At 68.1% G+C, this 20,141-nt stretch carries 22 protein-coding genes; 4 read left to right on the forward strand and 18 right to left on the reverse strand.

What is annotated here, in order from left to right:
• The first annotated feature begins 27 nt into the window (after positions 1-27).
• On the forward strand, positions 28-1,014 hold the full coding sequence (locus HGB39_RS13230) for an HAD family hydrolase (protein ID WP_005258382.1): 987 nt from the start codon (positions 28-30) through the stop codon (positions 1,012-1,014).
• Between the two features lie 17 nt (positions 1,015-1,031).
• Here HGB39_RS13230 and HGB39_RS13235 read toward each other — a convergent pair whose 3' ends face one another.
• The 10 genes from HGB39_RS13235 to HGB39_RS13280 form a co-directional block, all read right to left on the reverse strand.
• The gene (locus tag HGB39_RS13235) at positions 1,032-2,051 is read right to left on the reverse strand and encodes a lysophospholipid acyltransferase family protein (RefSeq protein ID WP_005251979.1); all 1,020 of its coding nucleotides are present in this window, start codon (positions 2,049-2,051) and stop codon (positions 1,032-1,034) included.
• Positions 2,048-3,091 carry an NAD-dependent epimerase/dehydratase family protein gene (locus tag HGB39_RS13240; RefSeq protein ID WP_005258383.1) on the reverse strand — a complete coding sequence of 348 codons (1,044 nt, stop codon included), beginning with the start codon at positions 3,089-3,091 and terminating at the stop codon, positions 2,048-2,050. Before HGB39_RS13240 ends, HGB39_RS13235 begins: the two co-directional genes overlap by 4 nt.
• A 197-nt stretch (positions 3,092-3,288) precedes the next feature.
• Complete coding sequence (locus HGB39_RS13245) at positions 3,289-3,390, reverse strand: 30S ribosomal protein bS22 (RefSeq protein WP_003402602.1); 102 nt, start codon at positions 3,388-3,390, stop codon at positions 3,289-3,291.
• Positions 3,391-3,610: 220 nt separating this feature from the next.
• The gene (locus tag HGB39_RS13250; protein ID WP_005258384.1) at positions 3,611-3,847 is read right to left on the reverse strand and encodes a helix-turn-helix domain-containing protein; all 237 of its coding nucleotides are present in this window, start codon (positions 3,845-3,847) and stop codon (positions 3,611-3,613) included.
• A 125-nt stretch (positions 3,848-3,972) separates the two neighbouring features.
• Positions 3,973-4,788, reverse strand: a complete 816-nt coding sequence (gene proC, locus HGB39_RS13255; protein ID WP_005560384.1) for a pyrroline-5-carboxylate reductase — start codon at positions 4,786-4,788, stop codon at positions 3,973-3,975.
• Between the two features lie 36 nt (positions 4,789-4,824).
• Positions 4,825-5,667, reverse strand: coding sequence for a thioesterase family protein (locus HGB39_RS13260; protein WP_005560382.1), 843 nt, complete (start codon positions 5,665-5,667; stop codon positions 4,825-4,827).
• Positions 5,664-6,299 (reverse strand): MerR family transcriptional regulator, encoded by a 636-nt coding sequence (locus HGB39_RS13265; RefSeq protein ID WP_005560379.1) that lies wholly within the window; start codon positions 6,297-6,299, stop codon positions 5,664-5,666. The genes HGB39_RS13260 and HGB39_RS13265 overlap by 4 nt, the downstream gene beginning before the upstream one ends.
• Positions 6,300-6,407: 108 nt before the next feature.
• Complete coding sequence (locus tag HGB39_RS13270; protein WP_051055313.1) at positions 6,408-7,349, reverse strand: sugar phosphate isomerase/epimerase family protein; 942 nt, start codon at positions 7,347-7,349, stop codon at positions 6,408-6,410.
• A gap of 7 nt (positions 7,350-7,356) precedes the next feature.
• Positions 7,357-8,601: an Rv0497 family membrane protein gene (locus tag HGB39_RS13275; protein ID WP_005560377.1), complete on the reverse strand. Its 1,245-nt coding sequence runs from the start codon at positions 8,599-8,601 to the stop codon at positions 7,357-7,359.
• Positions 8,598-9,551 carry a Ppx/GppA family phosphatase gene (locus tag HGB39_RS13280; protein ID WP_037204265.1) on the reverse strand — a complete coding sequence of 318 codons (954 nt, stop codon included), beginning with the start codon at positions 9,549-9,551 and terminating at the stop codon, positions 8,598-8,600. Before HGB39_RS13280 ends, HGB39_RS13275 begins: the two co-directional genes overlap by 4 nt.
• Before the next feature lie 66 nt (positions 9,552-9,617).
• Between HGB39_RS13280 and HGB39_RS13285 the strand changes: the two genes are divergently transcribed.
• The gene (locus HGB39_RS13285) at positions 9,618-10,403 is read left to right on the forward strand and encodes a DUF3109 family protein (RefSeq protein ID WP_005560373.1); all 786 of its coding nucleotides are present in this window, start codon (positions 9,618-9,620) and stop codon (positions 10,401-10,403) included.
• Between the two features lie 69 nt (positions 10,404-10,472).
• On the forward strand, positions 10,473-10,808 hold the full coding sequence (locus HGB39_RS13290) for a hypothetical protein (protein ID WP_005258391.1): 336 nt from the start codon (positions 10,473-10,475) through the stop codon (positions 10,806-10,808).
• 86 nt (positions 10,809-10,894) lie between these two features.
• Here HGB39_RS13290 and HGB39_RS13295 read toward each other — a convergent pair whose 3' ends face one another.
• The 8 genes from HGB39_RS13295 to HGB39_RS13330 form a co-directional block, all read right to left on the reverse strand.
• Positions 10,895-11,584, reverse strand: coding sequence for a winged helix-turn-helix domain-containing protein (locus HGB39_RS13295; protein WP_005251956.1), 690 nt, complete (start codon positions 11,582-11,584; stop codon positions 10,895-10,897).
• Positions 11,581-12,774, reverse strand: a complete 1,194-nt coding sequence (locus HGB39_RS13300; RefSeq protein ID WP_005560371.1) for a sensor histidine kinase — start codon at positions 12,772-12,774, stop codon at positions 11,581-11,583. The genes HGB39_RS13295 and HGB39_RS13300 overlap by 4 nt, the downstream gene beginning before the upstream one ends.
• A 149-nt stretch (positions 12,775-12,923) precedes the next feature.
• Positions 12,924-13,679 carry a phosphoglyceromutase gene (locus HGB39_RS13305; RefSeq protein ID WP_169692668.1) on the reverse strand — a complete coding sequence of 252 codons (756 nt, stop codon included), beginning with the start codon at positions 13,677-13,679 and terminating at the stop codon, positions 12,924-12,926.
• A gap of 43 nt (positions 13,680-13,722) precedes the next feature.
• On the reverse strand, positions 13,723-15,315 hold the full coding sequence (locus HGB39_RS13310; RefSeq protein ID WP_064079823.1) for an AMP-binding protein: 1,593 nt from the start codon (positions 15,313-15,315) through the stop codon (positions 13,723-13,725).
• 149 nt (positions 15,316-15,464) lie between these two features.
• Positions 15,465-15,956 carry a type III secretion system chaperone family protein gene (locus tag HGB39_RS13315; protein WP_005258397.1) on the reverse strand — a complete coding sequence of 164 codons (492 nt, stop codon included), beginning with the start codon at positions 15,954-15,956 and terminating at the stop codon, positions 15,465-15,467.
• A complete protein-coding gene (mshA, locus tag HGB39_RS13320) occupies positions 15,953-17,311 on the reverse strand; it encodes a D-inositol-3-phosphate glycosyltransferase (RefSeq protein WP_183102233.1) in 1,359 nt (452 codons plus the stop codon). The genes HGB39_RS13315 and mshA overlap by 4 nt, the downstream gene beginning before the upstream one ends.
• Positions 17,312-17,323: 12 nt before the next feature.
• The gene (locus HGB39_RS13325) at positions 17,324-18,151 is read right to left on the reverse strand and encodes an alpha/beta fold hydrolase (protein WP_043789598.1); all 828 of its coding nucleotides are present in this window, start codon (positions 18,149-18,151) and stop codon (positions 17,324-17,326) included.
• The gene (locus HGB39_RS13330; protein ID WP_005566247.1) at positions 18,097-19,299 is read right to left on the reverse strand and encodes an MFS transporter; all 1,203 of its coding nucleotides are present in this window, start codon (positions 19,297-19,299) and stop codon (positions 18,097-18,099) included. The genes HGB39_RS13325 and HGB39_RS13330 overlap by 55 nt, the downstream gene beginning before the upstream one ends.
• Before the next feature lie 56 nt (positions 19,300-19,355).
• Between HGB39_RS13330 and HGB39_RS13335 the strand changes: the two genes are divergently transcribed.
• Complete coding sequence (locus tag HGB39_RS13335; protein WP_005566246.1) at positions 19,356-20,129, forward strand: PIG-L family deacetylase; 774 nt, start codon at positions 19,356-19,358, stop codon at positions 20,127-20,129.
• Positions 20,130-20,141: the final 12 nt, after the last annotated feature.

Raw genomic sequence — 20,141 nt, forward strand, 5'->3', positions numbered from 1 at the left:
GAGGCTTCTGCGATACGGGAGGTGCGAGTGCCTGCGCGATCACTACCGAACGGCACGGGTTTCGGTTCAGGTCTGGCGGGGATCATCCTCCCGGGCCGACGCCAGTTCAGGAATCCGCTGGGACCCAGCGAAGCCGAGGTACGTGCCAACGTCGCAGGTGAGGCGAGTGCCGATGCGGCCCTCGCACTTCACGTCGCGTCCGGCGAGGATACCGAGGTGGTGGAACACGACGTTCCCCTCGACCTCACGGCGGCCGCGTTCTTCGACGTCGACAACACGATGGTCCAGGGCGCCTCGATCATCCACTTCGCCCGCGGACTCGCGGCCCGCAAGTACCTGAAGACGTCCGACCTCGTCGACTTCGCGTGGAAGCAGATCAAGTTCCGCATCACCGGCAAGGAGAGCAGCGACGACGTCGCCTCCGGCCGGGAGAAGGCCCTCTCCTTCGTCTCCGGACGGTCGACGGCCGAGCTCGCCCGGCTCGGTGAGGAGATCTACGACGAGGTGATCGCCGACAAGATCTGGCCCGGCACCCGGGCACTGGCGCAGATGCACCTCGACGCCGGTCAGCAGGTGTGGCTCGTCACCGCGACCCCGGTGGAGCTGGCCCAGGTCATCGCGAAACGCCTCGGCCTCACTGGTGCCCTCGGCACGGTGGCCGAGAGCGAGGACGGGATGTTCACGGGGCGTCTGGTCGGCGACATCCTGCACGGCCTCGGCAAGGCGCACGCCGTGCGCGCCCTGGCCGTCCGCGAGGGGCTCAACCTCAAGCGCTGCACCGCGTACTCGGACAGTCACAACGACGTACCGATGCTGTCGCTCGTCGGCACGGCCGTCGCGATCAACCCCGACACCGATCTGCGCGAGCTCGCCAAGAACCGGGGCTGGGAGATCCGCGACTTCCGGACCGGACGCAAGGCCGCCAAGATCGGCGTCCCCACGGCGCTGCTCCTCGGCGCTGCCGGCGGCGCACTCGCCGCGATCGTCGCGCGCCGCCGCGAACAGGCGGCCTGAGCCGCCGGTTCAACGATTCAGCCGAGGAACACGTTGCGGCGCTTCGCGAGGAGCCGGTAGAGCGTCTGCTGGATGGTCTCCCGGACGTGGTCGGTGACCTCGAACAGTTCCATCGGATCGTCGGCCGCCGCCGCGTCGTAGGTGTCGGTGACGATCGGCTTGCCGAACTCGATGTACCACTTCGACGGCAGCGGAACGAGGCCGAGCGGTCCGAAGTGCGGGAACAGCGGGGTCACCGGGAAGTACGGCATCCCCAGCAGCCGGGCGAGCGTCCCCAGTTCGCCGATCTTCGGGTAGATCTCCTCGGACCCGACGATCGAGCACGGAATGATGGGCGCACCGGTCCGCATGGCGGCGGACACGAAACCGCCGCGGCCGAACCGCTGCAGCTTGTAGCGTTCGCTGAACGGTTTGCCGATGCCCTTGAAACCTTCGGGGAACACGGCCGCGACCTCCCCGTCCTGCAGGAGGCGCACGGCGTCCGGGTGGCACGCGAGGGTGTGCCCGGCCTTGCGGGCGACACCGCCGACCAGCGGCATCTCGAAGGCCAGATCGGCGGCCAGCATCCGCAGCGGGCGATGCGCGGGGTGATGGTCGTGGACGGCAACGGACGTCATCAGACCGTCGATGGGCAGGACACCGGCATGGTTGGCGACCACCAGCGCGCCACCGGTCGACGGGATGTTCTCCAGACCGCTGACCTCGACGCGGAACCACTTGTCGAACAGCGGCCGCAGGATCGGGAGCCACACGTTCTCGGCGAAGTGCGGGTCGTAGCCGAAGTCGTCGACGTGATAGTCACCCGACAGCCGGCGGCGCACGAACTCGGCGGTGTTGACGATCTGCTCGGCCAGGGCGTTGCGGACGGCGTCGACGGCCGAAGACTCGGTGACGGGCTCGGGTGGGGTGATCACGGCGGGTGGAGGCATCGCGGACGGATGTCGGCTCTCGCTCTGCTCACGCCTCGATCGTCCGATAGCGGCCCCGCGCGCGGCTGTCGCACCGTGCAACGGAATGACCTTCGCCACTTCGTTCACCTCTCCCCTTTCGCCGTGCCGGTAAGAGCGAGTAGTGCGTTTTCTGCTGCGTCGACCCATTCGTTCTTGATGATCGGCTTGACGCCTGCCGCGCGAGCGAAGTCGTCGAGCGCCTGCATCGAGGTCCACCGTGGCTCGAAGGATAGTTCGCTTCGCATGCGGGTGGTGTCGAGTCCGCAACCGAAGTGGAAGTACTCGAGTTGCTCGGTGGTGTACGACCGCATCACCGGACCCATCAGCGCACGTCCGACGTTGCGGAACAACCCGAACGGCATCGGGACCTCGATCCGCCCGGCGCGACGGATGGCCTGGGACATCATGACCACCCCGTCGCCGGCGACGTTGAACGTGCCCGCCGGACCCGACACCGTGGCCCGTTCCAGTGCGGCGAGCGCGTCCTCCTCGTGCAGCACCTGCAGGCGTGCGTCGCGTCCGAGAATGGTCGGCACCACCGGTGAGGTGAGGTACTGCGCGACGGTCGCGTTGAGGCGGGGCCCGACCAGCGGTGCGAGGCGGAGAATCGACACGGCGATGTCGGGGCGCCTGCGCCCCATTCCGCGCAGATATCCTTCGATCTCGATGCAGTCCCGTGCGTAGGCGCCCGCGGGACGCCGCCGGGCACTCATCTCCTCGGTGAACTTGGCCGGGTCCTTGGCGCTGCAGCCGTACACCACGGAGGCCGAGCGCAGCACGACCTTCCGGACCGTCGGCGCCTTCTGGCAGACGGCGAACAACTGCATCGCGCCGATGACGTTCATGTCCTTCATGGCCGCGCGACTGCCCGACTTCGGCGGGCGCGCCAGCGTCGACGCGTGCACGACAGTGTCGACCTCGGCGTTGCGAATGACCTTGCCGATCAAGGGATTCCGGATGTCGGCGCGCACGAACTCGGCGCGGCCCATGCGGCGCAGCATGTCCTTGCTCGGCGACACCGCGTCCACCGCGATGACCCGCTCGATGTCCGGATTCTGAGCGAGCCGGGTGACCAGGTACCCACCCAGAAACCTGCTTGCCCCGGTGACCAGCACGACGCGCGGCACCGCCGTTCGCGTAGTACTGTCTCCGTCACTCACAACCACTAGGACCCCCGATCACGTAGCGAGTGACGTCAACGATACGTGCAGGAGGGGGATGGCGCTCCGCACAACGACAATTGGTCGGCCGCCCAATACGCGGAGGGGTCGGCGAAACGACGGATGCCCGCCACCGGAGGTGACGGGCATCCAGACGCAACTCTTTACTTACCGAGTTTCCTGCGCTGCACTCGGGTGCGGCGAAGCAGCTTGCGGTGCTTCTTCTTCGACATGCGCTTGCGTCGCTTCTTGATCACTGAACCCATAGCGGGTGTCCCTCACGTTCTTCTCTAGCGTTCCTGCGCACGCCGGTCACGTACGCCTGCGCCGCTCTGGCGCCTGGGCCTCGTTTTAACTAGCTCAGCGCCTTACGACACCAGCTGGCTGGTACGACAGTCGCTAATCGTACCGGTGCGGGTCCTCTCCCTGAAAACTAGGTCGCACCGCTACCGGCGAAACCGAGGTGACCCTCTTCGTGCCGATCGGTCAACCGGCGTCGAAGTACGAGGTTTCGAGGTAGTCGTGCACTGCTTTCGCATGCACTCTGAACGAGCGGCCCACACGGACGGCGGGCAGTTCGCCGCTGTGCACCAACCGATACACAGTCATCTTGGACACTCTCATCAGCGTCGCTACCTCGGCGACGGTGAGAAATTGCGTTCCGGCCAGTGCCGGTTGTCCGTCCGGGGCCGAGCCCTTGGACGGCTTTTTTGCAGACGTCATCAACCACTTACCTCCGGCACGTCTCGCGCCGCCGGCTTCCCCTCCGGCGGAACAGACACGCACGTGCTACTTCGAGCTTAGCGGGACGGATGGGGTTACTGCGACGGGTGTGGGCAATCGAATATTCATTCGGTTGACGTGCCGAGTTCGGCGGAACGAATTTTCGCGGCTTCGAGAGCGTCGAAAAAAGCTGTTCGGAGCCCGTTTCCTTCCAGCCGGCGGATCGCCGCCGCGGTGGTTCCGCCGGGCGAAGTCACGGCGGCACGAAGTTCGGTTGCGCTCTCCCCCGACCTGTCGAGCATGGCTGCGGAGCCGACCATGGTCTGCACGACCAGTTCGGATGCGGTCGCCCGGGTCAGTCCGAGCCCGACGCCCGCGTCGATCATGGCCTCGGCGACCAGGAAGAAATAGGCCGGACCGGAGCCGGAGACGGCGGTGACGGCATCGATCTGCGATTCGGGGACGACGACGACCTTGCCGACCGACGACAGGACGCCGCGCACCAGTTCGAGGTGCTCCTTCTTCACGTGCCTGCCGGGTGCGAGCACGCTGACGCCCTCACCGACCAGCATGGGCGTGTTGGGCATGACCCGGACCACCGGGAACCCGGCGGGCAGTCTCGTCTCGTAGAAGGCGGTGGGGATACCGGCGGCGAGCGACACGAGCAGCTGCTCGCGCTCGCCGTCGAGTTCCACCTTGGACACCTCGGTGAGCGCGGCCTCGACGTCGCCCGGCTTGACGGCCATCACGATGACGTCGGCGCCTTCGGCGGCGTCGGAGGGGGTGGTGACGCGCACCGAGTACGCCGCGGCCAGCTCGTCGGCGCGCGCCGGATGCTGCTCGGCCACCACCAGATCCTTGATGGCGTGACCTGCCTGCAGAAGCCCCGAGATGAGGGCCTCGCCGATCTTGCCGCCTCCGATTACCGCAATTCTCGTCATGCCGAACAGCCTGCCACGACGCTCTGCGGCGCCTTCCTAGCGGGGGATCATCGCCAATTGCCGGCTCTGCACGACGATCGCCCCGGAGGAGTCGAGGACGGTGTGGTCCTCCTCGAACCACGCGCCGCCGAGCACCGTGCTGCTGGCCATCACGCGCAGCCACCCCGGTGCCGGCTGCCTGCGCAGGTAGGTGGTCAGCTGCACCGTGGGCGCCCAGCCGAACATGCCGCGGTTCATCGTCACGGGGGCGCTGATGTCTCCGGTCATGATTGCGAACAGGGCCGCCGTGTCGGGATCGTCCTCGTCGCCCGCGCGCGGTCGCACCCACATGCGCACCTCGGGTTCGCCCTGGTTGCCGGTCAGGAAGTGCGCTGACGTCCCGTCGACCCGCATGTCGCAGCCCTGCGACACGTGGACGATCTGCCCCATCGGATGGTCGGCCGTGAGGACGACGGCATCGGCGGGCGGTTCCACCGGGAGCTGGGACAGGGCGTGGTCGCCGTTGTACTGCGGCTCCCCCACGTCGGGGACGCCGAGCGTGACCGACGCGTGCACGGCCACGCGGTCGCCCTGCGTCAGCTCCACATCGACGAACGACACCTGCTTGCCCTGCTTGCGCAGCGTCGTCGACAGGGTCACCTCGCCGGGATCGGGAGCGGACAGGTAGTTGGCACCGACCGCGAGGGGCTGCACCCGGGACAGCTCGGCGTCGCCGTTCTCGTCGAGCAGTCGCCTGCGGGCCGCGGCCGCGCAGAGCGACATCATCGAACCGCCGTGCACCTTGGGGCCGATCGTCCAGATCGGGTCGATCGACGCCTGATAGGTCCCGTCACCGGCAGCGGTGAGGACGTTGAGGTCGCGGAAGGGAGTTGAGCTCACTGCTGATCCTGTTCTTCGGGGTTGCGGAGACGCTTCTGCGCGACGTCCTGGTGTGCGAGGCGGCGCATCGCGGCGATCACCGGCTCGTAGATGGCCGTGCCGAGCACCGCGTAGCGGATCGCGTCCTCGGCCGGTTCGGTGGGCATGAGTCCGATGTCGATCTCGGCGATTCCGCGCACGTGCCGCCCGTAGGCCTCGAGCCGCTCCTCGGTCATCGGGATGCCTGCTTCTTCGAGCCCCTCGAGCGCGCGTTCGAGCTGGCCGACCGCGACGTACCGCGGGTCGTACACCTGCCCGAGCCTGTCGAGGACGGCGCGTGCCCGCGGGAACTCGTCCGTGTCGTCGGCGGAGGCGTCGAGGTAGGGCGGGAGTTGCGCGATGGCCTCGCCGAGCACCTCGAACAGCGAGCCGTGGGGATGGTCGACGAGCCGGAGGATCTCCCGGATGCGCGGAATCGGGAGTCCGGCTCCGGCCAGCGCCTTGACGAGGCCCAGCCGCTCGACGTGCTTCTCGCCGTACCGGGCCTGGGTGGCGCTCGTCGCCTCGCCCGGCATCAGCAGACCTTCGCGCAGGTAGTACTTCACCGTCGCGAGCGGAACGCCGGTACGGGCGACCAACTCGGAAACGCGCACGGCCCCTCCTTCGGCTCGTCGACTCTCGACCTCGGATACCCCAGCACTAGATACTAAAACTATCCAATATGGCGACGAGCTTACCGCAGCAGGGACGCGGCAGATATCTCAGGTGTCGTCGTGATCGCCACCGGAGTGGCTGCGCGACGACCCCGAGGCGGCGCGACCCGGTTCGAGGTGCTCCCGGGCGAACGCCAGCGCCTGCGCGAGCATCGAGGACCGTTCCCGCTGCGTCCGGGCGTTCTGCGTGTTGATCTCGATCACCGCCTGCCCATCGAATCCGGTGTCGACGAGATGACGGCACAACTGCGCGCACGGCTGGGCGCCGTGGCCGGGGATCAGGTGCTCGTCCATTGACGCGCCCCGACCGTCGGCGAGGTGAAGATGCGCGAGGCCCTCCCCCATACGCTCCGCCAGCTTCATCGCGTCCATTCCGGCCGTGGCCGTGTGGGACAGATCCAGGGTGTAGTGGGCGTGTCCCGAATCGGTGGGGTCGTAGGACGGGCTGAACGCCGACAGCGCCGCCCCCGGTCCGCCCCGCTTCCGGAGCCGCTGCGCGGACCTCTCCTTGCTGCCGAAGAAACCGTCCGCCCGCATCGGGAACATGTTCTCCACCGCGACGACCACATCGCTGCGCTGTTCCAGTTCGGCCACCTGATCGGCGAATCCCTCGGCGTACCGGCGCTGCCAGCGGAACGGGGGGTGCACCACGACACTCGTCGCCCCGAGCGACTCGGCGGTGCGGACGGAACGCTCCAGCTTCGCGACCGGGTCGGCACCCCACACCCGCTGCGAGATGAGCAGGCACGGCGCGTGGATCGCCTGGACCGGAATCGCGTACCTGCGCACCAGCCCGGCAACGGCCCCGATGTCCTGGCTGACCGATTCGGCCCACACCATCAGTTCGACGCCGTCGTATCCCAGATCGGCCGCATACCGGAACGCAGCCTCCGTGTTCTCCGGGTACACCGAGGCCGTCGACAGGCCCACCAGTACCTTCCGCCCGCGCGGTGACGGTCGAACCTGCCCGTGCCCACTGTCCCCGACCATGAGCAACTCAGCCCGACGCAAGCATGAAGGCTAACGGCCCCAGAGTGACGATCATCCCGACCACGACGGCGATCACGAAGCTGGTGATGTCGTCGGTGCGACGCAGGATGCGGACCATCGCGACCAGTCCCACGATGACGAGCAGCGCCAGAATCAGCGCGACCCACGGAAAGACGTCCCACAGCTTCTCGAAACCCTTGAAGAGCAGGGCCCCGGCGATCACGGCTACGACGCCCTGACCGATGAGGACGGCCCACTCGCGGGTGGAGTTCTCGCCTGCCTCGTCCTGCTTGCCCGCCTTCTCCGCTTTCGCGGCCTCGGCCTTCTCTGCCTTCGCCTCCTTGCGGGAACGGCGAGGGCTCTCGGGCTTCTGCGCGTCGCCCTCGCGCTTCTCGGTGTCCGCGTCGTCGGTGGCGGCCTCGATGAGGTCCGTCTCCTCGCCCGCGTTCGCCGCGTCCGAGTCCCGGGACTGCCGCATCAGGTCACCGGCCAGAGTCGAGCCGGACAGCAGCGCGGGTTCCGGCTTCGCCTTGGCGGGAGCCTCGGGCTTCGGCGTCTCGACGAACTTCGACGCGCCGTTCGTCGGCGCTGCGGGACCGGCCTTCGTTGCGGTTCCGGTTTTCACCGGCGCCTCCGTTTTCGCCGGCACCTCGGGCTTGGCAGGCGCTGCGGGCTTGGCAGGCGCTGCGGACTTCGCCGCCGGTTCGGCCTTGGCCGGGGTGTCGGGCTTCGGCGCCGGCTTCACGCGGGGAGCGGCGACGGTCGGCGCAGGCTCCGGCTTCTTCACGACCGGGGCGGCCACGGTGGGCGCCGGTGCGGACGCGGCGGCCTCGGGCGCCGGCCGTTCCTTCTGGACGGAGCGGCTGACCCAGGTTCCCTGGTGATCACGCGACGTCCCACCCGACACCACTCCGCGGCCACGACCGGCGGGGCGACTGGCGATGGGCTCGTCGTCATCGTCTTCGTCGTCGACGGGAGCCTTGAATGCTGCGGTGCGCCCGTCGGCACGCACGGACGGCGCCGCCGGTGCGGTGGTGCGCGGCGGCTCGGGCGCGGCAGATTCCGGTTCGGGTTCGGGTTCGAGTGCCCGCGAATCGGACGGATCCCGAACCACCGGAATTTCACCGGTCAGCTCGGCAACGGAGATTCCCCCCTTGACGCCGCGACGACGCCGCCCGCCCCGGGACTCCACCTGCTGTCCGTTGCGTTTGAGCAGCTCTGAAACAGAGATCTGCTGACTGTCCTCGGTCATCGAGCACCCACCATCAATTCACCGCCCATTTCCGTATCGAGCTTGCGGAGGATCAAACCCTCACGCAGAGCCCAGGGGCAGATTTCCAGTTCTTCCACGCCCAGTGCTCTCATGCTGGCCTCCGCAACGAGTGCTCCGGCCACGATCTGCTGCGACCTGTCGGAGCTCACCCCTTCCAATTCTGCACGGTCCGAGGCCGTCATCCGCGAAATGAAAGCTATGAGTTGCCTGAGACCGCTGGCGGTGAGGGTGCGCTTGACCCGCGGGCCCGCGCCGGAGGGCGCCGCGCCCGTCAGCCGGGCCAGCGAGCGGAACGTCTTGGACGTGCCGACGGCCCGATCCCACTGCCCCGCCGCGCGCAGTTCCTTGGACGGGACGGTCAGTTCGGCGTCCAGCCAATCCCTCAGCACGGCCACCCGACGCTTGCCCGGCGGGTCGGCTTCGAGCCAGTCCCGGGTGAGCCGTCCCGCGCCGAGTTGCAGCGACAGCGCGACGTCCGGGTCCTCGTCACCACCCGCCGTCAGCTCGAGGGATCCGCCTCCGATGTCGAGGTTCAGGATGCGGCCCGCGCTCCACCCGAACCAGCGGCGCACGGCGAGGAACGTCAGCCGGGCCTCGTCGACACCCGACAGAACCTCGAGTGCCACCCCGGTCTCGGTGTGCACTCGCTCGAGCACGGCGTCCGAATTGTTGGCGTCGCGCACGGCGGAGGTGGCGAACGCCATGAGCTCGCCGCACCCCGACGTCTTCGCGATGCTGGCGAAGTCTGACACCGTCGACACCAGGCGATCCGCACCCTGGGGGGTGATGTCACCCCGGTCGTCGGTGTTCTCGGCCAACCGCAGAGTCGACTTGGTCGAACTCATCGGTGTGGGGTGGCCGCCCCTGTGGGCGTCCACTACGAGAAGATGGACGGTGTTGCTTCCGACGTCGAGTACCCCTAGTCGCACATTGACACGGTACTGGGTCTACCGTCGGGCTTTGTGACAGCACGTAAAGCAGGGCGTTCACACAAGATGACGCCCAGCCCGGAAGTACCCCTCGACTTCGCTCGTGAATGGGTCGAGTTTCCCGATCCCGACAACGCCGAGCACATCATCGCCGCGGACATGACGTGGCTGCTCTCGCACTGGACCTGCGTGTTCGGCACCCCCGCCTGCCAGGGCATCATCGGCGACCGGCCCGACGACGGTTGCTGTTCCCACGGCGCGTTCCTCACCGACGAGGAGGACCTGGAGAAGCTGAACCGGTCAGTGAAGATGCTCACACCCGCGGACTGGCAGTTCATGGAGAAGGGTCTCGGCAAGAAGGGTTACGTCGAGGAGGACGACCTCGAGGACGAGCCCGCGCTGCGCACCCGCCGGTATCAGGGCGCCTGCATCTTCCTGAACCGCCCCGGCTTCGAGGGCGGCGTCGGTTGCGCGCTCCACTCGATGGCACTCAAGCGCGGAATCGAACCACTCGAGGTCAAGCCCGACGTGTGCTGGCAGCTCCCGATCCGCCGCACTCAGGAGTGGGTCGAACGCCCGGACGGCGAGCAGATCCTCAAGACCACCATCAGCGAGTACGACCGGCGCGGCTGGGGCGAGGGCGGCTCGGACCTGGACTGGTACTGCTCGGGCTCCCCCGACGCCCACGTGGGCGCCAAGGCCGTCTGGCAGTCGTACGCACCCGAGCTGACGGAACTGCTCGGCAAGGCCGCGTACTCGGAGCTGGCGAAGATGTGCAAACGCAGGGCCGGCCTCGGCCTCGTCGCCGTCCATCCCGCCACCGCCGCGGCGCAGAAGAAGGCCGCCGAGTAACGCATCAGACCCACCGGTCGATTTACCCGTCACGGCCCCGTTCCGGGCACAGCCATGACAGGAGAGATCATGTTCGCTCGAATTCTGACCGGTGCCCTGTTGACCGCCGCCGCGACGCTCGCCCTCGCGCCGACCGCGTCCGCCCAGCCGACCCCGGACTGGAACACCTTCTACGACAAGACGGCCAACTTCGTCGCACCGTTCGATCCGGGTGCCTTCGGCGACAAGGGTGACCGGGCAATTGTGCTGAGCCCGTACGGCACCGGCCGGGTCATCGAGTGCAAGGGCGACGGACACTACGTCGCGGTCTACTGCAGGCAGTTCGACGACCAGGGTCGCGAGCACGCCATCACGCAGATCATCTCGGCGCCGTTTCGCGGCGTCTACGTGTACAACCCGTTCTGACACACGCACACGAATTCGTCAGCCGCACAGGCAATTTCCTGCGCGGCTGACGAATTCGTGTGCAACTGTGGCGGATCGGCGTCCGCTCACGCCTCCAGTTTGTAGCCCAGGCCGCGGACGGTGACGAGATGCTCCGGCTTGGCCGGGTCGGTCTCGATCTTCGAGCGCAGACGCTTGACGTGCACGTCGAGGGTCTTGGTGTCGCCGACATAGTCCGCGCCCCACACCCGGTCGATCAGCTGCCCGCGGGTGAGCACCCGGCCCGAGTTCCGCAGCAGGTACTCGAGGAGGTCGAACTCCTTGAGCGGCAGCGTGACGGCCTCGCCGTTCACCTGGACCACGTGACGTTCGACGTCCATCCGGACCGGTCCCGCCTCGAGGACGGCCGAGTCCTGCGCGACGTCGAGTTCGCTGTCGACGCCGCGGCGCAGCACCGCGCGGATGCGGGCGATCAGTTCCCGCGCCGAGTACGGCTTGGTCACGTAGTCGTCGGCGCCGAGTTCGAGGCCCACCACCTTGTCGATCTCGCTGTCCCGTGCCGTCACCATGATGACGGGGACACCGGACCGGCTGCGGAGCTGCTTGCAGACGTCCGTGCCGCTCATGCCGGGCAGCATGAGGTCGAGGAGGACGATGTCGGCACCGGCCCGGTCGAACTCGGCGAGCGCGGACGGTCCGTCGCCCACGATCGTCGTCTCGAATCCTTCCTTGCGTAACAGGAATGCCAATGGGTCGGCCAGTGACTCCTCGTCTTCCACGATCAGCACACTTGTCATCGCTTGGCCTCCATACCGGTTTCTCTCTTCCCGACGTTTCCGCCCTCGGCGTCCACTGTCTCGATGTGTGCAGGAATCTGCAGGGTAAACGTCGAACCTGTTCCGGGCTTGCTCCACAGGTCGATCGATCCGTTGTGGTTGGCGGCCACGTGTTTGACGATCGCGAGGCCGAGCCCCGTTCCGCCGGTCGCGCGGGCCCGCGCCTTGTCGACGCGGAAGAACCGTTCGAACACCCGCTCCTGGTCTGCCTTGGCGATGCCTTCGCCGCGGTCGGTCACCGAGATCGCCACGTTGTCGCCGCGGATCGACCGGCTCACCGAGACGGGGGTGCCCTTCGGCGAATAGGCGATGGCGTTCTGGACCAGGTTGGACAGCGCGGTGACGAGGAGGGCGCGGTCGCCGAGCACTTCGTAGCCGCTGTTGTGGTCCGTGGTGACGGCGATGCCGGCGGCTTCCGCGGAGATCTTGCAACGCTGCAGCGCCTCGTCCACCACCTCGTCGACCGAGACGGCCTCGAGGTCGGGCAGTTTCTCGGCGCCCTGCAGCCGCGACAGCGCGATCAGTTCGGTGACCATCTTGCCGAGCCGGACGGATTCACTGAGCACGCGTTCGCCGAAGTGCCGGACCGAATCGGGATCGTCGGCCGATTCGAGGAGTGCCTCCGCCAGCAGACCCATCGCGCCGACCGGGGTCTTGAGCTCGTGGCTGACGTTGGCGACGAAGTCGCGGCGGGTCGCCTCCATCCGCACCTGCTCGGAGTCGTCGTCGGCGAACAGGACCACGAAGTTGTGGTCTTGCTTGCTGAGCAGACGTGCGGTGCCGCGCACCGCGATCCGATCGCGTCCGCGCTGCGGGTTCTTGGTACTCAGGTCGACCTCGACGGGTTCGCCGGTTTCGAGGACCCGGAGCGCCGCCACCCACGCCCGGTCGTCGACGAGCCGGTTCCGCACCAGGCCCAGCTCCTCCGCGCGGGGGTTGAACAGGACGACGTCGTGGAACTGGTCGACCACGGCGATGCCGCTCTCGGATGCCAGCACGATCAGGTCGAGCACCTGCGACATCGTGAGCCCGGACTGCTCTTCCATGCGCTGCGCCTGCCGGGTGGACAGCATGGGGATCAGCACGCCACCGACGAGGTAACCGACGAAGCCGCCCACGATGGCAAGCAAGACGGCCTGAACAACACTCACGCCTGAATCGTACGTTCGTGCGGCGGGCCGGTTACGCCGGGACCGGGCATTTCCGCGCACGTCACACGCGGCGACCGGAGTCTTCGTCCGCAGTTAACCTGCCGTTGGCCGGACGTCCCGCGAACGCGACGTCCGGCCGGTCGCACGGGTTACTTCCCGCCCTGGTTCGCGACCGCGGCGGCGCCCGCGGCGGCGGCCTCGGGGTCGAGGTACGTGCCCCCGGGGTTGAGCGGCTTCAGGTTCTCGTCCAGGTCGTAGCGCAGCGGGATGCCCGTCGGGATGTTCAGGCCCGCGATGTCCTCGTCGGAGATTCCGTCGAGGTGCTTGACGAGGGCGCGCAGCGAGTTGCCGTGCGCGGTGATCAGCACGGTCTTGCCCGCCTTCAGGTCGGCGGAGATGGTGTCTTCCCAGTACGGGATCAGGCGGACGACGACGTCCTTCAGGCACTCCGTCAGTGGGACCTCATCGAGGTTCGCGTAGCGGGGATCGGTGTCCTGGCTGTACTCGCTGCCGGCCTCGATCGGCGGCGGCGGGGTGTCGTAGCTGCGGCGCCACAGCATGAACTGCTCGTCGCCGTACTTGTCCTTGACCTGCGCCTTGTTGCGTCCCTGCAGGGCACCGTAGTGGCGCTCGTTGAGACGCCAGTCGCGGGTGACGGGAATCCAGTGCCGGTCGGCGGTGTCGAGCGCGATGTTGGCGGTGCTGATCGCGCGGCGCAGCAGCGACGTGTACAGCACGTCGGGGAGCAGGTTGTGCTCGAGCAGCAATTCGCCGGCACGCTTGCCCTCGGCGATGCCCTTATCGGTCAGGTGGACGTCCACCCAGCCGGTGAACAAGTTGAGCGCATTCCATTCGCTCTCGCCGTGGCGGAGCAGCACAAGGGTTCCGGTACTCATGCCGTTCATCCTGGCATGCCTCCCGGAACCCTCGCGCCGTGAACCCCTGCCGTCAGCTCCGGCCGGCCTCGCTTGCCCGGAGATCCTTGCGGAGGATCTTGCCCGCGGCGGACTTCGGCACCAGGTCGATGAACTCGACCTTGCGGACCTTTTTGTGCGGCGACACCCGCTCGGCGACGAACGCGATGACTGCAGCCTCGTCCAGGTCGGCGCCCTGCTGGCGGACGACGAACGCCTTCGGCACCTCCTCACCCTCGTCGTCGAGAACCCCGATGACGGCGGCGTCGGCGATCTGCGGGTGCGTCAACAGCAACGCCTCCAGTTCGGCGGGCGGCACCTGGTAACCCTTGTACTTGATGAGCTCCTTCATCCGGTCCACGATCGTCACCACCCCCTCGGAGTCGACGGTCGCGATGTCGCCGGTGTGCAGGTACCCGTCCGCATCCAGGGTCTCCGCGGTGGCCTCGTCGTTGCCAAGGTACCCGGCCATGATGTTCGGGCCCTTGCACCACAACTCACCCGGCTCACTGACACCCTCCGCCGGGTAGGCGACCTCCTCCCCGGTGGCCGGGTCGACCAGCTTGCACTCCATGTTCGCGATCGACGGACCCACCGAGTCCAGGGCGATGTCGTCACGGTCGAACGGGATCGCGTGCGAGACCGGGCTCATCTCCGACATCCCGTAGCCCTGCCGCACCCGGCACCCGAGCCGGTTCGCGACGGCCTTGCCCAGCTCCTGATCCAGAGGGGCGGCGCCGGAGAAGATCGAATGCACGCTCGACAGGTCGTAATCGTCGACCAGCGGATGCTTGGCCAACGCCACCGCGACCGGCGGGGCGATGAACACATACGTGCACTTCTGCCCGGACACGATCTTCAGGAATTCGACCAGGTCGAACTTCGGCATCGTCACCAAGCTCGCCCGGTTGTACAGGGCCGCGTTCAGCAGCACCGTCATCCCGTAGATGTGGAAGAACGGCAGCACCGCGAGCAGTTTGTCGTCGGCACCGATGCCCATCCGCGGGTTGATCTGACACACATTCGCCACCAGGTTGCGGTGCGTGAGCATCACCCCCTTGGGCCGGCCGGTGGTCCCGGACGAGTACGGCAGCACCGCCAGCTGGGTCGCCGGATCGAACGACACCTCCGGGGCGGGGGCGCCGTCGGCCAGCAGATCTTTCAGCGACGGGTGCCCGTCGGCGCCGTCGAGGACGATCACGTTCTCTACCGGGATCCCGACGCGGGCCGCGGCATCCTTGGCCTGCGGCAGCAGTGGGGAGACGGTGAACAGAAACTTCGCCTTCGAGTCGGTGAGCTGCTTGGCGATGTCCTCCGCGGTGTAGAGGGCGTTGATGGTGGTCGCGACGCCACCGGCCCGCAGGATCCCGTGGAACACCGACGCGAACGCGGGAACGTTCGGCGAATGCAGACCCACCACCTCGCCGACGGCGAGACCGCGCGCGGCCAACGCCCCCGCGACCCCGTTGATCTGGGCGATGAGCGACTGGTAGGTGGTGACCGCGCCGGAGGCACCGTCGATCAGCGCGGGCCGGTCCCCATCGGCCGGGTCGACCTGACCGAAAAGGAAATCGTAGACACTGAGGTTCGGAATCTCGACGTCCGGAAACGGGCTCTTGAAGCTCACTGGGGCCTCTCCCTCGAAGTGTTGCAGCAGCAGTTGTCGGTACAAGTTTCTGTGAACATCAGACACATGTACCTAACCTGTGACAACAGTCACAAGCTCGCCGCAACTCTACCCGTGCGTATTTCCGGTCCGCGGGCGGTCGACAGCACTCAGGGCTGCGAGTCCTCGATGAGATGTTCGAACGGTTTCAGGTTCGCCAGCGACTCCCCGCGTGAGACGCGCCACTCCCACTCGCGCTTGATGGAACCGGCAAAACCGAGTTCGAGGAGAGTGTTGAAGTCGCCGTCGGCAGCCTCGAGCACCTGCCCGAGAATCCGGTCCAGTTCGTCCGCGGTCACCGCGTGCTCGGCGATCTGGCCGACCAGGTAGATGTCGCCGATCTTGTCGATCGTGTACGCCACCGAGTACAGCCGGCGATTGCGCCGCAGCAGGTACTTGTAGACCCCTTCGAAGTTCTCGTCGGGCTTGCGGCAGACGAACGCTTCGACGCGCAGACCGTGCTTGCCGACGGTCAGGAGCGTGGTGGTCTTGAGCTTGCGCTCGCCGGGCAACTCGACGATGAAGTGCGTCGAGTCCTTCCTCGTGAAGTCCATCTCACGTTCGGTCAGGGCGGACTCGATCACGTCGGCCAGGTCGCTCATGCGCGCACTCCCCCGGCCCTGCGCAGCTTCCACAGTCCGCGTCCGCGACGCGGTGAGAATTCGCTGGGGCCGTGTCCGTAGTTGTAGTTGACGGTCGCCATCCGATAACTCTCGAGGAGTCCGTCGGCGGTGTGTTCCCAGGAGAAATTCTCCGCGTGACGCGGCGCCTCGGCGGCCAGCGCGGCGAGCCTGCCGGGCTCGGAGACCAGCGACCGCAACGCCGCCGCCCAGTCCTCGGTGCGGTGCCCGTCCACGAGAAGCCCGGTCTCGCCGTTCCGGACGGCGACGCCGAGACCGCCCACGTTCGCGGCGATCACCGGCGTGCCGCAGGCCTGCGCCTCGATGGCCACCAGCCCGAAAGACTCCGAATAACTCGGCACCGCAACGAGATCCGAAGCCCGGTACACGTCGACGAGCCGATCGGGCGCCTGCGGCGGGAGGAACGTCACCCGCGCGGCGATGCCGAGCGAGGACGCGAGTTCGATCAACGCGTCCGGCCGAGCCAGCCCGGAACCGGACGGACCGCCGACCACGAGCACCCGCAGTGTCGATTCGGGGTCTCGGGCGATCAGTTCGGCGGCGGCGCGGAGCAGGACGTCGGGCGCCTTGAGCGGCTGGATGCGTCCGACGAACGTCACGACGGTCTCGCGCGGGTCGAGTCCCAGCTTCGCCCGGGCGGCGGCCCCGTCGCCCGGCCGGTACCGCGTCAGATCGGCGCCGGGCGCCACCACGTCGATCCGGTTCGGGTCGGCGCCGTAATGGCGGACCAGCTGATCGGATTCCTCGGTGGTGTTGGCCACGAGCCGGTCGGACTCGGCCACCACCTGCTGCTCGCCGATCTGGCGGGCGGCCGGTTCGGGAGTGTCACCGTCGGCGAGCGACAGATTCTTGACCGCGGCGAGCGTGTGCGCGGTGTGCACGAGCGGCACACCCCAGCGGTCGCGGGCGAGCCAGCCGACCTGCCCCGACAACCAGTAGTGCGAGTGCACCACGTTGTAGTAGCCCGGTTCGTGGCGGGCCTCCTCGCGGAGCACCCCGGCGACGAACGCGCAGAGCTGCGTGGGCAGATCCTGCTTGTCCAGCCCCTCGAACGGGCCCGCTACGACGTTCCGGACGAGGACCCCCGGCGCCGCTTCCTGGACCGGTGCGTCGGCGGACGACGTGGCCCGGGTGAAGATTTCCACCTCGACGCCGCGACGCGCCATCTGGATGGCGGACTGCAGCACGTAGACGTTCATGCCGCCCGCATCGCCGGTACCGGGCTGCGCCAGTGGTGAGGTGTGGACCGAGAGGACGGCCACCCTGCGGGGGCGCGAGTTGTGCATGGGCGTCACCACTCCATAGTGCTCCCTCACCGATCGGCCCCTTTAACCGAGGTTGTCGACGAACTCGCCGACCTCCTTCACGAACCTCTCGGGATCCTCCACGAACGGTCCGTGATCGCAGCCTTCCCAGAACGACGCCCGCGCCTGCGGGATCAGTTCTGCAGCGTGCCTACCAGCCGAGACGTCGACGACGGAGTCCTCGGTGCCGTGCAGGACGAGCACCGGCACGTCGAGGGACCGGAGCAGGTCGTCGTGGCTCGCGGACCGGTTGAAGAGGGCGGCCCGCACCCGGGGCGGGGTGGTGAGGCTGGCCCCGAACAGCGCCTGCGACTGTGCGCCCTTGCCTTCCGGCGGTCCGGTGAGCGCGTTGCCGAATGCGCCCAGCGCGCGGATCGCCTCGCGCGGTTCCTCGGACATCGCGCCGGGGATCGCCGCGCGCATCGCGGCACCGACCTTGCCGCCTGCCTCCCCGCGACCGATGCTGGTGATGGCTCCGACGAGGACCACACCGTCGACGGCGGACGTGCCGTGCGACGCCAGGTAGTCGCAGATCACGAGGCCGCCGTAGGACCAGCCGAGAAGCACGGCGCCGGACGTGACACCTTCGGCCGTGAGTACCGCGTCGACGTCCCCGGCCCAGATCGCGGAGTCGGCGTAGCCGGTGTCGGGCGCACCCGAGTAGCCGTGTCCGCGAAGGTCGACGGCGATGACGCGGTAGCGGGCCGCGAGTTCGTCGAGCACCCCGGGGCCCCAGCACTTCGAGGACTGCGCCCAACCGTGCAGAAGCACCAGGGCCCGCGCGTCGGGGTCACCGGTCACCGAGTAGACGAGGGGCGTTCCGTCGACGCCGACTGTTTCACGAATAGCCATGGGGTCACCATAGAGGCCAGCAGCGCGGCGACCGCCGCCACCGCGTAACCCGCCGTCGTGCCGAATTCGTCGATCATCCGGCCCGCGAGTGCCGATCCCACGGCGACGCCGACACCCAGCCCGGTGACGATCCAGGTGATGCCCTCGGTCAGCGCGGCCGCGGGCACGATCTGCTCGACGAGACCGGTCGTGACGATCATGATCGGCGCCACCGTCATCCCCGCTACCGCGTAGGCGACGGCGAGCGCCGGAATGCTGTCCGCCAGAAGGAGTGGAACCGTCAGCACTGCCACCGCGAGGACCGCGACCATCAGCTGTTTCCGGAGCGACGCCGACACCCGGATCGCGCCGAACACGATGCCCGCCACAGCGGAACCGGCCGCGAACAGGGCCAGCACCACGGTGGCGGAGGCGGGTGCGTCGTGGCTTCGGGTGAAGGCGATGGCACCGACGTCGATGACACCGAAGATCGTGCCCATCGACACCATCACCGCCACGAGAATCCACACGGCGGGCGTCCTGACGACGGACGGGCGGCCGTCGTGCGTTGCTGCATGCACGGGGGGCTCGGTGCCGCGCTGAGCGACGAGCGCGAGCGTGCCGACCACCAGCAGGACGAGACCCGCGAGCGGTCCCGCCTCGGGGAACACCGTGACGGACAATCCGACGGAGACCACCGGTCCCGCGATGAAGCACAGCTCGTCCACCACCGCCTCGAACGCGAACGCCGTCCGCAGCAGTGGCGTGCCGCGGTACAGCTCGGTCCAGCGGGCGCGCACCATCGCACCGATCGTGGGCATGCAGCCGGCGGGAACTGCCCACACGAACAGCACCCAGTCGGGCGTCCCGAACCGGACGCACAACAGCATCGCGGCGATGGACGTCGCGCTGATCCCCGACGCGACGGGAAGGACACGGGACTGCCCGTACCGGTCCACCGCCCGGGACACGACCGGGGTGATGAACGCGTAGGTCAGCGCGAACACCGCGGCGAGGGCACCGGCCAGTGCGTAGTCGCCGCGCAGTTCGGACAGCATCGTGACGATGCCGATGCCGACCATGGCGATCGGTACCCGCGCAACGAATCCTGCGGCGGAGAACGCTGCGGAGCCGGGGGCGGCGAAGATCTGACGATAGGTACCGAGCACGCGTCGAGCCTCACAGATCGTGGCCGCGACTTCCAGCACGTGCAAGTATTGCGCTCATGAGTGTCCTGGTGTGTTTCCACGCCCATCCCGACGACGAAGTGTTCACCACGGGCGGCGTGATGCGTCAGGCCGCCGACGCCGGCCATCGCGTCGTCGTGGTCACCGCGACGGACGGGGCGCTCGGCGAGGCCCCCGACGGAATCCTGACCGACGGCGAATCACTCGCCGAACGTCGGCGCCGCGAGCTGGAGGAGTCGACGTCGCTGCTCGGCGCCCAGCGTGTGGTGCTGCTCCACTACGCGGATTCCGGGATGGCGGGAACGCCGGAGAACGAGAACCCCGCCGCGTTCTGCAACGTCGACGTCGAGGAGGCAGCTGCCCGGCTGGCCGCGATCCTCGTCGAGGAATCCGCCGACGTGGTCACCATCTACGACCCCAACGGTGGCTACGGTCATCCCGATCATGTCCAGGTGCATCACGTGGGCATCCGGGCCGCCGAACTGGCCGGTGTGCCGCACGTCTACGAGGCCGCCGTGAGCCGCGACCACATCCGGCGGCTCATGGCCGCGAATCCGGAGTGGTCCGAGAACGCCCAGCCACCGGACCTCGACACGTTCGGTCTGCCGGACTCCGAGATCACCACGGTCGTGGACGTCACCTCGGCCATGGACGCCAAACGGGCCGCGATGCACGCGCACGCCACCCAGATCGGGGATTTCGGCCCATTCCTGCAGATGCCCGAGGATCAGTTGCGGGCGGCGTTCGGTCAGGAGTGGTTCCGCCGTCGCGGGGCACCGGCCGGACTCGCGGAGTCTTCGCTGCCCCTCTGATCGACCGGCGCG

Origin of the sequence: Rhodococcus opacus (assembly GCF_012396235.1) — a bacterium.
In the GTDB taxonomy this organism is placed as follows: Bacteria; Actinomycetota; Actinomycetes; order Mycobacteriales; family Mycobacteriaceae; genus Rhodococcus_F; species Rhodococcus_F opacus.